15 protein-coding genes and 1 tRNA gene are annotated in these 14197 nt (G+C 71.0%); 10 read left to right on the plus strand and 6 right to left on the minus strand.

Going from position 1 to position 14197, the window contains the following annotated elements; all coding sequences use genetic code 11:
- Positions 1 to 12: 12 nt before the first annotated feature.
- Positions 13 to 948 (plus strand): non-homologous end joining protein Ku, encoded by a 936-nt coding sequence (gene ku / locus IM767_RS13935; RefSeq protein ID WP_109210784.1) that lies wholly within the window; start codon positions 13 to 15, stop codon positions 946 to 948.
- 21 nt (positions 949 to 969) lie between these two features.
- On the opposite strand, the gene IM767_RS13940 is transcribed toward ku, so the two are convergent.
- The 4 genes from IM767_RS13940 to IM767_RS13955 all read right to left on the minus strand — a co-directional run bounded on the left by IM767_RS13940 (position 970) and on the right by IM767_RS13955 (position 2767).
- Complete coding sequence (locus IM767_RS13940; protein ID WP_109210783.1) at positions 970 to 1755, minus strand: DedA family protein; 786 nt, start codon at positions 1753 to 1755, stop codon at positions 970 to 972.
- Between the two features lie 45 nt (positions 1756 to 1800).
- Positions 1801 to 1882 (minus strand) — tRNA-Leu (locus tag IM767_RS13945).
- Between the two features lie 65 nt (positions 1883 to 1947).
- Positions 1948 to 2154, minus strand: coding sequence for a PLDc N-terminal domain-containing protein (locus IM767_RS13950; protein ID WP_239453322.1), 207 nt, complete (start codon positions 2152 to 2154; stop codon positions 1948 to 1950).
- Between the two features lie 67 nt (positions 2155 to 2221).
- Positions 2222 to 2767: a GNAT family N-acetyltransferase gene (locus tag IM767_RS13955; protein WP_162564302.1), complete on the minus strand. Its 546-nt coding sequence runs from the start codon at positions 2765 to 2767 to the stop codon at positions 2222 to 2224.
- Between the two features lie 107 nt (positions 2768 to 2874).
- On the opposite strand from IM767_RS13955, the gene IM767_RS13960 reads away from it, so the two are divergent.
- From IM767_RS13960 to IM767_RS13990, 7 genes are all read left to right on the plus strand, one after another.
- Positions 2875 to 4023, plus strand: coding sequence for a TadA family conjugal transfer-associated ATPase (locus IM767_RS13960; protein WP_109210746.1), 1149 nt, complete (start codon positions 2875 to 2877; stop codon positions 4021 to 4023).
- A complete protein-coding gene (locus IM767_RS13965) occupies positions 4020 to 4880 on the plus strand; it encodes a type II secretion system F family protein (RefSeq protein WP_109210745.1) in 861 nt (286 codons plus the stop codon). The genes IM767_RS13960 and IM767_RS13965 overlap by 4 nt, the downstream gene beginning before the upstream one ends.
- Complete coding sequence (locus tag IM767_RS21175) at positions 4868 to 5809, plus strand: type II secretion system F family protein (protein WP_239453321.1); 942 nt, start codon at positions 4868 to 4870, stop codon at positions 5807 to 5809. Before IM767_RS13965 ends, IM767_RS21175 begins: the two co-directional genes overlap by 13 nt.
- A gap of 30 nt (positions 5810 to 5839) precedes the next feature.
- Positions 5840 to 6028: a hypothetical protein gene (locus tag IM767_RS13975; protein ID WP_109210781.1), complete on the plus strand. Its 189-nt coding sequence runs from the start codon at positions 5840 to 5842 to the stop codon at positions 6026 to 6028.
- A 4-nt stretch (positions 6029 to 6032) separates the two neighbouring features.
- Positions 6033 to 6467 carry a TadE/TadG family type IV pilus assembly protein gene (locus IM767_RS13980; protein WP_239453320.1) on the plus strand — a complete coding sequence of 145 codons (435 nt, stop codon included), beginning with the start codon at positions 6033 to 6035 and terminating at the stop codon, positions 6465 to 6467.
- 73 nt (positions 6468 to 6540) lie between these two features.
- Complete coding sequence (locus tag IM767_RS13985) at positions 6541 to 6927, plus strand: TadE family protein (protein ID WP_239453319.1); 387 nt, start codon at positions 6541 to 6543, stop codon at positions 6925 to 6927.
- Complete coding sequence (locus tag IM767_RS13990) at positions 6924 to 7370, plus strand: pilus assembly protein TadG-related protein (protein ID WP_109210743.1); 447 nt, start codon at positions 6924 to 6926, stop codon at positions 7368 to 7370. Before IM767_RS13985 ends, IM767_RS13990 begins: the two co-directional genes overlap by 4 nt.
- A gap of 28 nt (positions 7371 to 7398) precedes the next feature.
- Here the strand turns inward: IM767_RS13990 and IM767_RS21180 are convergent, their stop codons facing one another.
- On the minus strand, positions 7399 to 8001 hold the full coding sequence (locus IM767_RS21180) for a response regulator transcription factor (RefSeq protein WP_162564301.1): 603 nt from the start codon (positions 7999 to 8001) through the stop codon (positions 7399 to 7401).
- Positions 8002 to 8348: 347 nt separating this feature from the next.
- Between IM767_RS21180 and IM767_RS14000 the strand changes: the two genes are divergently transcribed.
- A complete protein-coding gene (locus IM767_RS14000) occupies positions 8349 to 9173 on the plus strand; it encodes a serine protein kinase RIO (RefSeq protein ID WP_109210741.1) in 825 nt (274 codons plus the stop codon).
- Between the two features lie 78 nt (positions 9174 to 9251).
- On the opposite strand, the gene IM767_RS14005 is transcribed toward IM767_RS14000, so the two are convergent.
- On the minus strand, positions 9252 to 13100 hold the full coding sequence (locus IM767_RS14005; protein ID WP_109210740.1) for a S8 family serine peptidase: 3849 nt from the start codon (positions 13098 to 13100) through the stop codon (positions 9252 to 9254).
- A gap of 79 nt (positions 13101 to 13179) precedes the next feature.
- Here IM767_RS14005 and IM767_RS14010 point away from each other — a divergent pair, with 79 nt between their 5' ends.
- Positions 13180 to 14196, plus strand: coding sequence for a MarR family transcriptional regulator (locus IM767_RS14010; RefSeq protein ID WP_239453318.1), 1017 nt, complete (start codon positions 13180 to 13182; stop codon positions 14194 to 14196).
- Position 14197: the final 1 nt, after the last annotated feature.

Below are 14197 nucleotides of genomic sequence, written 5' to 3' on the forward strand. Positions count from 1 at the left end.
TTCACTGGTGAGGTGAGAGCGATCTGGAAGGGTGCACTGACGTTCGGGCTCGTCAACGTGCCGGTGAAGGTGTACTCGGCGACCGAAGACCACGACGTGTCGCTGCATCAGGTGCACAACAAGGACGGCGGGCGCATCCGCTACCAGCGCAAATGCGAGGTCTGCGGCGAGATCGTCGCGTTCCAAGACATCGACAAGGCCTACGACGACGGTGAGCGCACCGTGGTGCTCACCAAGGAGGACCTCGACTCGCTCCCGGCCGAGCGCAGCCGCGAGATCGACGTGGTCGAGTTCGTGCCCAGCGACCAGATCGACCTGCTCACACTCGACCGCTCGTACTATCTCGAGCCGGACTCCTCTTCGCCGAAGGCATACGTGCTGCTGCGCAAGACGCTCGAGCAGACCGATCGCACGGCGATCGTCCGATTCTCGCTGCGCCAGAAGACGCGTCTGGCGGCGCTGCGCGTGCGTGACGACGTGCTCGTGCTCCAGACGCTGCTATGGTCCGACGAGGTGCGCGAGGCGGCCTTCCCGTCGCTGGACGAGACGGTGCGGATCTCGGCGAAGGAGCTCGAGCTGTCGGCATCCCTCGTCGAGAGCTTCTCGAGCGACTTCGATCCGGAGGAGTTCAAGGACGAGTACCAGGAGGAGCTGCGCACGCTCATCGAGGCGAAGCTCGAGAAGGGCGACGCCGTCGACACGACCGAGACCTTCGATGAGCAGGAGGAAGAGGAAGCGGGCGGCGAGGTCATCGACCTGATGGCCGCGCTGCGGGCGAGCGTCGAGAAGTCGCGCGCGGCTCGCGAGGGCGGCTCGACCTCGACGAAGGCGGATGCCGAGCCCGCGGCGAAGTCGACGTCCAAGGCCCCGGCGAAGAAGCCGGCAGCCAAGAGCTCGTCGTCGAAGACGACCGCCAAGAAGCCGGCCGCCAAGAAGAAGGCGTCCTGAGCGGCTGACCCCGCCGGGGTCTCAGCCCTTGCGGGTGTCGCCCTCGTGGTGCTCGGGACCCCGGTCGAAGACCTCGGGGTCGAGGACGAGGGCCTCGGCCTCGTCGTGATCGGTCACGACGTCTTCCCCGGCGGCCGCGGCCTTCTTCGCCTTGCTGCGCTCACGGAGGTAGTGCCACAGCGTCACGACCGCCGTACCGCCGACCGCCGCGAGCAGGATGAGGTCGATGTAGTTCTCGACGAACTCGGCCACCGGCGGGATGAACCCGATGAGATAGCCGAACATCGTGAGCCCGAAGCCCCAGATCACCGCCCCGATGAAGTTGTAGAGCGTGTACTTCCACTTGTTCATGTGGCCGATGCCGGCGGCGACGGGGGCGAACGTGCGCACAATGGGCACGAAGCGGGCGAGGATGATCGTGAGCCCGCCGAAGCGCTCGAAGAAGGCGTTCGTGCGCTCGACGTTCTTGACGCTGAACAGCCCCGACTCCTTCTTCTCGAAGACCGCCGGGCCGCCCTTGTGGCCGATGTAGTAGCCGACTTCACCGCCGATGAACGCTGCGAGGCCGATGAGGAGCGCGACCCACCACACGCTCAGGCCGAAGACGCCGTTGGGTGCGTACGGCTGCGGGTGCGAGAGCAGTCCCGAGATGACCAGGAGCGTGTCGCCCGGCAGCAGGAACCCGACCAGCAGACCTGTCTCGGCGAAGACGATGAAGCAGACGACGACGAGCGCCCAGGGGCCCGCCCATCCGATGATCGCGGCAGGATCGAGCCAGGGGATCAGGGCGGTGGGAACTGCGTGCACGATGGTCGTCCCGTCGTCAGTCGGCGGAGGATGCGCGGATTCGCGTGCGGAAGGTGGGACTTGAACCCACACGCCCGGAGGCACAGGAACCTAAATCCTGCGTGTCTGCCAATTCCACCACTCCCGCGAGTGGACTCAGTCTACTGAGCAGACCGGACGTCCGCGGTGGGGTTGACCCCCGTTTCGGCGCGGTCAGCGGCGGATGCCGAACAGGAAGTAGCTCGCCGGGCCGATCCAGTTGACGAGGATCGCCGGGATCCACGCGGCCTTCGGCCCGCGCACCTCGTCGGCGTCGCGGTGGGCGAGGTCCCAGAACGCCAGGAAGGCGAACGCGACCTGCACGATCCCCAGGACCCCGAGGCCTGCCTTCGCGCTGGGGGAGATCTCGGTCTTCGTCATCGTGATCCTTTCGTCCGTCATTCCATCCTGCCGCGCGGGAACGGATGCCGCACCCCTCTGCGACGCATCAGCGGGCCAGCACGTCGAGGCGCTGTCCGCCCTCGATCGTGACGGCGCCGACGGCGGTGTAACCGAGCGCGGCGTAGAAGCGGTGGGCCTGCACGGCCTGCTCGTAGACCCCGAGCACGACTCGCGATTCGGGGCGCGCTCCGAGCAGGCGGGCGAGACAGAGCCTCGCGATGCCACGTCGCCGCGCCGCGGCCGCCGTGGCGAGCTCCTGGATGACGAAGACGTCGTGCGGGTCGCCTGTCAGGGCCGTCGCCTCGGCAGTGCTGCAACGCCCCAGCAGCCGCTGCCACCCGGGATCGGACGCCAGTGTGCGCCCGAGGGCGAAGCCCAGAGTGTCGCCATCCTGCGTCCCGGTGACGAGCGCCGCCCCCGGAGTGGCGAGGAACGCGGGTCCCCAGACCGCGATCTCGCCGAGCTGTCCCGGCTCCTCGCCGTAGGGCGGCGCCGCGAAGGCTTCGACATACAGCCGGGTCACGGCGTCCCACACCGACGGGTCGGCCGTGCCGGACCACAGGACGACGTCTGCCGGCGAAGGAGAGGTCACCTCGCCATCCTGGCCGATCCAGCGGACGACGGCGGGACGGAGCATCGGCTGCGCGCCTCTGTGGATAACTTTCGGCTGGCTCGGCGCCGAATTGCCAAGATGCTGACGTGACCGCTCCCGCCGCCCCCGTCGCGACCGTCGTGGCGGAGCGGGTCCGCGAGCGGTTGCGGGCGGAACGCTCAGACCCCGCGCGCGATCCCGAGTTCGCCGCTCAGATCGCGCGGGCGGAGGTGCGGCGCCACAACGACTTCGCCCTCGCCCGGGGCCTCGCGCCGGTCGACGACGAGAGCGCGTGCGTACGCGAGGTGCTGGCGGCGGTCGCCGGCTTCGGCCCGCTGCAGGCGTACCTCGACGATCCGACCGTCGAGGAGCTCTGGATCAACGCCCCGGATCGGATCTTCGTCGCGCGGGGCGGCGTCGCCGAGCGGACGCCCCTCACGCTCACCGACACGGCCGTCCGCGACCTGGTGGAGCGGATGCTGCAGTCCAGCGGCCGTCGCGTCGACCTGAGCCAGCCCTTCGTCGACGCCTCGCTGCCCGACGGCAGCCGGCTACATGTCGTGATCCCCGACATCACACGGCGTCATTGGGCTGTGAACATCCGCAAGTTCCTGCCCGCATACCGGGATCTGGGCAGGCTCGTGGCCGCCGGATCGATCGCCCCGGCGGCTGCCACGCTCCTGCGCGACGCCATGATCGGCGGGCGGTCGGTGCTCGTATCGGGCGCGACCCACGCCGGCAAGACGACGCTGCTCGGCGCTCTCATCGCGGCCTGCCCGCCCGATCAGCGCATCGTCACGGTGGAGGAGACCTTCGAGCTGGCCGTGGCCGCTCCCGACCTCGTGGCACTGCAAGGCCGTCAGCCGAGTCTCGAAGGCACCGGCGAAGTGACGCTGCGCCGGCTCGTCAAGGAGGCGCTGCGGATGCGCCCCGACCGCCTCGTCGTCGGCGAGGTGCGGGACGCCGAGGCCCTCGACCTGCTGCTCGCACTGAACACGGGCGTGCCGGGCGCCGCGACGATTCACGCCAACTCGGCGCGCGAGGCGCTGAGCAAACTCGCGGCGCTGCCGCTCCTGGCCGGGCGCAACATCGACGCCGCGTTCGTGCAGCCGGCGGTTGCGGCATCCGTCCATCTCGTCGCACATTGTGAAAGAGACGCCGCCGGCGCGCGCCGCGTCGTCGAGATCGTCGCGCCGGCCGGAATCGCGGACGGCGTCATCACCGCGCGGACCCTGTACCGGGCGGAGGCGGCGTGACGTTCGTGTGGGGCGCCGTGCTGGCAGCCGGACTGCTGCTGACGGTGTCGCCGTGGCTGTGGCCTGCGGGCTCGCATCCTCGGTCGACGGTGTCTCGCCGGGGTCGCGTCGGGCGACTTCTCGAGGACGCCGGCATGTCGCGGCTCTCCGTCGCCTCGCTGGTGGTGGTGGCGGTGGTCTGCGCCGTCGTGGCGGCGGCGATCGCGTGGCTGGTCGCTCCGGTCGCGGCGCTGGCGCTCGTCGCCGCAGCCGCCGGCGCCATCGCACCGTTCGCCTGGCTGCGCGCGCGACGTTCGAAGCTGCTGCGCGCCAGGCGCGGACTGTGGCCCGATGTCTGCGACCTGCTCATCGCCTCGGTGCGGGCGGGGATGTCGCTTCCCGACGCAGTCGGAAGCCTCGCGGACTCCGCCCCGGCCGAGCTGCGGCCGCCGTTCGCGGCGTTCGCGCGCGACATGGCCGCGTCGGGGCACTTCGACTCCAGCATCCTCAGGCTGAAGAAGAGCCTTGCCGACCCCGTCGCCGATCGGATCGTCGAGACGCTGAGGATGGCGCGGCAGGTCGGTGGCACGGAGCTCACGCCGGTTCTGCGGGCGCTGGCCGCCTCCGTTCGCGCCGATGCGTCTCTGCGCGCGGAGGTCGAATCGCGGCAGTCGTGGATCCGCGGCGCGGCGATTCTCGGAGTGGTCGCTCCGTGGGTGATCCTGGCGATGCTCGCGATGCGTCCGGAAGGCGCGCGGGCCTACGGCAGCCCGGGCGGCATCGCCCTCATCCTCGTCGGCGCGGCGGTGTCTTTCGTCGCGTACCGGCTCATGCTGCGGCTCGGCCGCCTTCCCGAGCCGCGGCGGTGGTTCGGGTGATCGGGGCGGCCGTGGGCGACGTGGCTTACGCGGTGGTGCTCGGCACCGCGCTCGGGATCGGCGCGTGCCTGCTCATCTCGCTCGCCCCGCGCTGGGGCGCGCCCAGCCTCGCGCGCCGCATCGCGCCGTACATCCGCGACATCACCGACGCGCGAGGGCTCGACGTGTCGGCGGCGGGGCTCGGGGCCACCGCGCTCACCTGGTCGGCCTTCGCCGAACGGCGTCTCGCGCGCCTCGCCGGCGGCGACGCGGCCCTCGAGCGGCGCCTGCACCGTGCGGCCTGGAGCATCGACCCGGCTCGCTTCCGCGGCCGCCAGCTCGCCTGGGCGATCGCCGGCCTCGCCGCGGGGGGAGTGGCCGTGATCGCGCTGGTGCTCGCGGGGAGAGGCTCACCGGCGCTCGGGCTGCTCCCGCCCGTCGCGTCCGTCACCGCAGCGCTCGCCTACGACACCTGGCTGACGCGCGCGGGGCGCGCTCGCGCCGCCCGCATCGAAGAGGAGCTGCCGACGGTGCTGGAGTTCCTCGCGCTCTGCCTGTCGGCAGGGGAGGGGATCCTCGACTCGCTGCGCCGGGTCAGCGAGGTCGGCGCCGGCGAGTTGACGGGCGAGCTGCGCGGCGTGGTCGTCGCCGTCGGCACGGGCTCGCCGCTGTCGGAGTCGCTCACCCGCCTGGCCGCCGGCCTGGAGATCCCGGCACTCACGCGCGCGGTCGATCAGCTCGTCGCCGCGATCGAGCGCGGTGCACCGCTCGCCCACGTCCTGCAGGCGCAGGCGCTGGATGCGCGCGAGGACGCCAAACGGGCGCTCATCGAGCGCGCGGGCCGGAAGGAGATCTTCATGCTCTTTCCGTTGGTCTTCCTGATCCTGCCGCTGAGCGTGCTGTTCGCGGTGTTCCCGGGGATCTTCATGCTTCGACTCGGACTCGGCTGACGGCCGGAAGGAGAAATGATGAACGCACGGATGCGGCGGCTGGTGTCGCGGATTCGAACCGCAGGTCGCGATCTCGCGGACGACGACCGGGGCGACGTGCCGGGCTGGGTGCTGATCACGCTCATGACCGCTGGGCTCGTGGTGCTGATCTGGGCGATGGCCGGGCCGGCGCTCGCCGACCTGTTCGAGCAGGCGATCAGCCGCGTCTCCGGACTGTGAACCCGTGGCCGGCGTCGTGATCCGCGCGATCGGGCGCGCCCGCGCGCGGCTGGCGACGGTGGTCCACGACGATACAGGCGCGAGCCCGGTGGAGTTCGTGCTCGTCGGCGCCCTCCTGACCGTCCTGACGCTCGGTGTCCTTCAGTTCGGGCTGGCGGTGTACGTGCGCAACGTCGTCCACGACGCTGCGGTCGAGGGGGCGTATCACGCCGCGCTCGCCGACACCACGCTCGACGACGGTGCACGGCGAACGCGCGACATCGTGACCCAAACTGTCGGAGCCGGATACGCGACCGACGTGACGGTCCGGCAGACGGGGGCCGTCGGCCAGGAGGCGGTCGAGGTGCGGGTGGCTACCACCCTGCCACTTGTCGGGCTGCTCGGTGCGCCTCGCTCGATGGAGGTGACGGCCCATGCTCCGGTCGAGTCCTTCGACTGAGAACGCCGGTGCGGGTTGCGATTCGTCAGATGACCCCGCAGACCGCGGATCGGCCGCGCTCGAGTTCATCCTCGTGGGGTTGCTCCTGCTCGTGCCCCTCGTCTACCTGGTGGTGGCCCTGGGCCTCATCCAGGGGCAGAGCCTCGGCGCCGAGGCGGCATCTCGGCACATCGCGCGCGCGGTCTCGACGGCCACCGACGCCGAGGATGCTCGCTTACGCGCCGACGCCGTGCTGGCGGCCGTCTCGAAGGAGTACGGGCTCGATGAGGTCGACCTGTCTATCGACTGCACCCCAGCCGGTGCCACCTGCCCGCGGGCCGGCGCCACGCTGCACGTGAGCGTCCGCACGACCGTCCCCCTTCCACTCGTGCCACCGGTTCTCGAACTCGACCGCATCGCCGCCATCCCCGTCGAGGCGTCGGCCGCGCACAAGGTGTCGCGATTCTGGAGCGAGCGATGATCCGCCGCCTTCGGGCGCTCCTGCGACGGAGCGGGGTGACGGGCGATGACGAGGGCAGCGTCCTCATCCTCACGCTCGGCTACGGCGTCCTGGCGATCGCCGTGATCCTGGTGTGCACGGCGGCGACGAGCCTGTACCTGGCGCAGAAGCAGCTGGACGCGGTGGCGGATGCCGCAGCCCTGGCCGCGGCCGACGGCTTCGAGCTCTCGGTGATCGACGGTGAACCGGTCGCGACGCTGACGGATGCGGGCGTCCGCCGCGAGGCCGAGGCGATGATCGGCGTCATCGCCACCGACGCGCGGCTGATCTCGGCGACGACCCCCGACAGCGTCTCAGCGCGGGTGACGGTGGCCGGGTCGTGGCATCCGCCGGTCGTCACGGTGTTCGTGCCGGAGGGCGTCGCACTGGAGGCGACGGCCACCAGCCGCACGGCGCTGCACTGACGAGACCGGAACGGGTCAGCCCGAGCGGTCACATGCCGGCCGAAGCCGCCCGCGCGGCGAGCGCGACCGCTTCCATGCGGGAGTGCACGCCGAGCTTGCCCAGCAGGTTCTGCATGTGCGCGCCGACGGTCTTGATGCTGATGCCCATCGCCGTCGCCACCTGCTTCTGCGTCATCCCCTCGGTCGTCATCGTGAGCACCTCTCGCTCGCGCTGGGTGAGCGAGGACAGGCGCCGGAGGTCGGCGGTCTCACCGCGGGCGGGCTTCGTCCGGTCCACCAGGCGGCGCACGCGCGCGAGGAACTCCTCGGCGTCCATCGACTCGGCGGCGTAGTCGTCAGCGCCGACGAGCAGCCCCGCCACCACATCCGCGGGCGTCGTGCGGTCGGCGGAGACCAGTACAGCGGGCATGTCGGGTCCGTAGCGATCTCGCAGTTCGCGGAGGAACCCGCAGCCGCCGTCCTCGACCTCGAGGATCGCCACCGCCGGCGCGCTGCCGTTCAGCCAGGCGGCGGCATCCGTTGCTCTTCCGAAATCCGCGGCGCGCAAGCCGAGCCGACCTACGAGTGCCACGTATGCGGATCTGACGTGGTCGCCCGCGACCACCAATGCGTATTCATCTTCCGTGCTCACGATTCCTCCCCGAATCGCGCGCCTCCCGCCCTGGAACTGCACCGGAGGATGATCCAGCTGGGATCTCAGGTTCACCCGGCGACCGCGTTCCCACGCGGCTCTCAGCTTAAGCCCAGGAATGGCGTGGCGAAAGGGCAGCGCTTGGCGAGCAACGCGACGGCCATAGCTCCGGAGGGGTGTGGTGAGCGGTCGCCTCGGCTACAGTTGTCGCGAATCGGTGCTCTGCACCCCGACCGGAAGGAGGAGAACGATGGCTGTCTTCACCATGACCCGTGCCCATTCCCCTTCCCTCGAGGTCGCCCGCACCCACTGAGATCGGCGGCCTCCCACCCTGGAGTGCCCATCCGATGTCATCCGCACGCTTCGACGCGTCCGCATCCCTCCTCCCGCCCGAGCTCGAGCCGGGCGCCGACCAGCGCTGGTCCACCTGGCCGGCTTCGTCGCCGACGCAGCGCGGTCCGCTCCCTCATCCCGATTGGCTCGTGACCTCCGCCGGGGCGTGGGACACCGAACTCGGCGTCGTCAAGACCGGCAAGGAGGCCGACGTCCACCTCATCGAGCGCGCGGTGCCGGGAACGGCCGGCGTGCTCCTCGCCTCCAAGCGCTACCGCAGCACCCACCACAGCGACTTCCATCGCTCCGGCAGCTACGAGGAGGGGCGCACCATGCGCAACACCCGCGACGCCCGTGCCGTCGGCCGGAAGTCCTCGTACGGCCGGTCGGTGGCGGCGGGCCACTGGGCGGTGAGCGAGTTCGACGCCCTCTGCCGCGCCTGGCGCGCAGGCGTGCCCGTGCCCTACCCCGTCCAGGTGAGCGAGACCGAGGTGCTCATGGAGTTCATCGGCGACGGGAGGACCGCGGCGCCGCGTCTGGCGCAGAGCCGGCTGCACGGGGAGGACCTGACGGATGCTTTCATCCAGGTGGTGGCGATCCTCGAGGCGTTCGCCCGCGCGGGCTTCGCCCACGGCGACCTCTCGCCGTACAACCTGCTCGATCACGACGGCCGGATCGTCGTGATCGACTTGCCGCAGATCGTGGATGTCGCCGCCAACCCGCAGGGACTCGACTTCCTCTACCGTGACGTCATGAACGTCTCGACGTGGTTCGCGAGGCGTGGCTGCGACAACGACCCCGAGGACGTGTTCGCCCACCTGGTCGGCGTGATGTGGTGAGCGCCCACCGACGCTCTTCGGTTGCCGAGCGCACGAGGTGCCCCGGCGCTCACCCGCCGGGGCACCTCGTGCTGCGACCTAGCGGGCGCCCTTCGCCTTCGCCGCCTGGAAGGCCTTCTCGATCTCCTGCGTGAAGGTGTTGCCCGCGGCATCCGTCGCCGTCACCCGCAGGTCGACCCAGCCGCCCTGGTCGGGCACCGGGATCCGGGCCGAGTACCCGCTGACCCAGGCGCGCGACACCGCGAAGATGTACCCGTCGCCCTCGACGGCGCCGGTGGGGGCGTCCGTCTTCGCCGACTTCAGCGAGACCGGCACCCACTCGCCGCCGGCGGCGCGCGCCTCCAGGGTCGCGCCGGTGATCGCGCCGGCGGGCGCCGTGCCCGCGACGTGGCCGAGCTCGAGCCCCAGGGTGACGGCCGAGCCCTTGCGCCGGCCTTCTCCCGCGAGGTTCTCGTCGTCGACGTCGACGTCGTAGTACGCCTGGATCATCGGCATGAGCCGGTACTCCCAGTCGCCCGCCTGACCGGCCGAGCGGAAGGTCCACTCGCTGACCGTCTTCGTGGAGCCGGCCAGGTGGGAGCCGTCCTGCGTCGCGGTGCTCACCACGCGCCAATCCTGTTCGCCGTCGGGCAGGTCGAACACGTTGGCGCCCTGGTGCTCCCGCTGCGCGATCAGCTCGCCGTCCAGATAGACGTCGGTGAGCTGCTGGACGACCGAGTCCTCCCGCCATGTGTCGAATGCTCCGGTGTGGTCGGGATCGCCGCCGTCCGCCCAGCTCGGGATGTTGATCTGGGCGGAGTCGGACTGGCGGAACGGCGCCCAGTACCCGGTGGCGACGTAGGGACGCACGATGCCGCCGTAGTACTCGGCCTCGGCGCGCTCGCCCGGCTCGTAGGTGCGCTGGATGTCGCGCATCTCCCAGCCGACGGACGTGATCATCGTGCCCTGGTACCAGCGCAGCTGATCCGTGTTGACCCACTCGGCGCGCTCGGTGCCCCGCTGAGTGCGCATCGGGAACCCGTTGCCGTACTCCGCGCCCGGCACGAAGTCGTAGCGGAACTCGCCGATCTCCTCCGGCTGGCCGATGTAACGCGTGTCGATGCGTGCGAGGTCCTTCGCCGTGTGCACGAACGAGAGATCGGACGGGATCTCACCGTCGCCGAACTCGGCGATGTCGTACACGACGTCCGAGGTCGGCACGCCGACAGCCGACAGCGTGACCCTCTTCGTGGCCAGCTGCGCCAGCAGCGCCCGACCCTCGACGCCGCTGACACCGGCGACCGGGATGCCGACGTTCGTCGTGAAGTCCTCCGACCCGACCCACTCGTTGAACTCGCCGTCTGCGTCGTTCACGACCACCAGCAGCTTCGCGCCGGCGGCTGCCGCATTCGCGGCGCGGACGGATGCCGACACCTCGGCGGACCGGGTCACGACGGCGATCTTCCCCGCGACGTCGACCGCGGCGAATTCCTCCGCGCTGCCCTTCCCGGCGTCCACGGCGGCCGCCTTGAACGACCCGTCGAGGAACGTGGAACCGATCTGCACGATGAGGTCGAGTGGCCTCTTGCCCGCCGATACGGTCAGCAGCGGCTTCTGGAGGCGCCACCGCGTGGTGAAGCCGAAGTCGGCGTCGTCGACCGTCATGGGCTGGGCCCACATCTCGTCGGTCCACACCGGCATCATCGCGCTCGCCGCGAAGCCGTCGACCGTGACGTCCATGCGGCGGAAGACGGGGTCGAGTCCGGACTGGCCCACGTCGGCCGTCACCTGCTCGGCCGTGCGCGCGTCGAGCGCGACGGTCCGGTTCTGGTCGAGCTCGAGAGTCGGCTCGCCGACCAGGACGCTCGCGATCGTGTCGGGCGTGCGCTCGAGCTCCATGAACGACATGACCGTGTAGTCGCCCTTCATGAGGCGCAGCGTGGTCTCGCCGTCGACGAGCACGGGCTCTGCCCACTCGGTCGCCGGATCCCACAGCATCGCGTACGCGGCGGCGGGGCTGCCCTCGAAGTCCGTCGCGGTGATCGTGAGGTCGTACCGCTCGGCCTCGGCGATGGTCCCGAGTGCGGTGCGGGTGACCGGCTCGTCGTCGATCGATCCGACGAGCACGCCTGACAGCTGCGTGCCGGCCGGGACCTTGGCCGGGTCCACCGTCAACGTCGCCGTCCGGGTCTCGCCCGCCGGAATGGTGAGTGCGTCGGCATCGAGGGTCAGGGCGTCGAAGGCGATCCCCGCCGACATCGGCGCGGGTCCGCTGTCGGAGCCGGGCGTCGTGTCGGTGAGCGTCGCGGTCAGTGCGACCGTGATCTCGGCATCCGTCCGGTTCGTGTACTCGACCACGCGCTCGACCGGAGTGGGCTGTTCTCCCCACATCAGCATGCCGAAGTCGCCGGAACCCGAGGCCACGACCGGTGCCTCGAGTGCCGCGTCGACGTCGATCACGCCCGTGCCGCCCTGGTACGGGGTGTGGCCCAGATCCCGCGCGGTGCTCGCGAGCGCGGCCTTGAGCTGCGCGGTGGTGTAGTCGGGGTTCGCACCGAGGAGGATCGCGGCCGCACCGGCGACGTGCGGGGTCGCCATCGAGGTGCCGCTCATGGCGATGTAGGGGCCGTCGCCGGCGCTGTCGGCCGAGCGTGCGGCGGTGACATCGTTGCCGGGGCCGGTGACGTCTGGCTTGAGAGCGCCCGAGCGCGACAGCGGTCCCTGGCTGGTGAACCACGAGAGGGCGCCCGACGGGTCGTCGACGGAGCCGACCGTGAATGCCTGGGCGGCCGAGCCGGGAGCGCCGATCGTCTCGGGGGCGCCGGAGTTGCCGGCGGCGACGACGAAGAGCGCGCCGGTCTCTTCGGCGATGCGGTTCAGAGACTCCGCCATCAGGTCCTTGCCGTCCGACGGCGACGGCGATCCGAGGCTCATCGACACGATCGGGGCGTTCTGGCCGGCCCACTCCATCGCCTCGATGATCCAGGAGTCCTGACCCCAGCCGCTGGCGTCCAGCACCTTGCCGACCAGCAGATCCGCGCCGTCGGCGACGCCGCGGTGGGTGCCGCCGTCAGACGCGCCCGTGCCCGCGATCGTGGAGGCGACATGGGTGCCGTGGCCGTTGGGGTCCCAGGCCACCTCCTCGCCCGGGACGAAGCTCTTCGAGTCGGCCAGCACGCGGCCCTCGAGATCGGGGTGGGTGTCGTCGTAGCCCGTGTCGAGCACCGCGACGGTCACGCCCTCGCCGGTGTGGCCGGCGGCCCACGCCTCGGGGGCGTCGATGTAGCCGACGCTCCCGTCGAGCGTCGCCTGCACCTTGCCGTCGAGGTGGATCGCCTCGATGCCGCCGGCGAGCGCCGGCGCCGACGAGAACGCACGGGCGGTGGGAGCGGTGAGCGCCTGCCACGCCGCTGACGCGTCGCGGTGGCCGAGTGTGGCGCCGGCGGCTCCGATGCTCTCGAGCTGGTTGTGCACCTCGAGGCCGGGGACGGGAGCGGTGTAGCCGCGGGGTGAGGCGGCGTCCTGCTCGACGATGACCGGTGTCGCGTCGACGGACGCGTCGTCGTAGCCGAACTCGATGAGCAGCGAGACGTTGAACAGGTCCTGGTCGAGCGCGCCGGAAGCCAGATACGGCATCGCGACGTCGGGCACCACGTGCAGGTCGCCGGCTGCCTCGTAGGTGCGGGCGCCGGCGCCCTCCACGGCCGTGTCGATCGACACCGCGTGGGTGCCGTCCGACAGGTCGGTGACCGTCACGCGATCGCCGGTGATGAGCGTGACGGTGTGGGCGCTGCCGGCGACCGCGGGGGCGGCGGGGGCATCCTCGGGGGCGGATGTGGCGGTCGCCGGCAGAGTTGTCAGGCCGATGCCTGCGATTCCGATCGCCAGACCGCTTGTGGCGGCGACGATCGGACGCAGGCGGCGGCCGATGGGCTGGGGTCGTGACATGCGCGAGCCTCTCGGTGTGGGGATTCCGTATCCCCACCTTCGTGGCCCGGGTGCATAAAGTGGTTGGCGGAGAAATGCCATGGCCGGCATCCGCCAGCTCCGGTGGGTGACGATGGACGGCGTGGAGAAGGTGACCGTGCTCGATGCGCTCGGCCTCGATGAGGCGCACACCGCGGTGTACCGGTGCGTGCTGCAGCAGCCGTCCGCGTCGACGGCCGAGATCGCGTCGGCCATGAGCATGTCGCTGCCGCGCACGCGCCCGATCGTCGCCGAGCTGGAGCGGCTGGGTCTGCTCGCGCGTCAGGCGTCGAGCAGCGACCGGTTCGTGGCGTCGCCGCCCTCCATCTCGCTGCGCCCGCTGCTCTTGGAGCGTGAGCGCGGGCTCACTCGCGCCCACGAGGCCCTGGTGGAGCTCAGTGATCTCTACCGCCGGTCGGCCGAGCAGCGCAGCGTCGCCGACGTGGTGGACGTCGTCATCGGAGACGATGCCGTCCGGCAGCGGGTGGCGCAGCTGCAGGCCGCATCGATCGAGCAGGTGCGCGTGCTCGTGCTGCACGAGATCGCGCTGCTCAGCGGCGAGGACAACATCGAGGAGGACCGCGCTCTCGCCCGCGGCGTGAGGTACCGCGTGATCGTCGAGAGCGCGGTGCTGGCGCGCCCAGGGTTCCTCGCCGCGGCCCGCGAGATGGCCCAGATCGGCGAGGAGATCCGGGTGCTCCCCACCCTGCCGACGCGTATGTTCATCGCCGACGACCAGATGGCGCTGGTGCCCATGCACTCGCAGGACGAGGATCGCGGCTTCGGAGCGCTGCTCATCCACCCGAGCGGCCTGCTCGACCTCGTCTCGTCGATCTTCGAGGAGTACTGGCGGGCCGCGACCGAGTTCCTCCCCATCGCGGCCGTGCCGACGACCGAGGAGGTCGACCGCGATCTCCTCCGCCTGCTGCTTCTGGGAGTGACGGATGCCGCAGCCGCCGCACAGCTCGGCATCTCGCTGCGGACGGTCCAACGCCGCGTGGCCGAGCTGATGGAGACCGCCGGCGTCACCACACGCATGCAGCTCGGCGCCGAGGCCGTGCGCCGCAGCTGGGTCTGAG

This window comes from Microbacterium ureisolvens (assembly GCF_015278315.1).
In the GTDB taxonomy this organism is placed as follows: Bacteria; Actinomycetota; Actinomycetes; order Actinomycetales; family Microbacteriaceae; genus Microbacterium; species Microbacterium ureisolvens.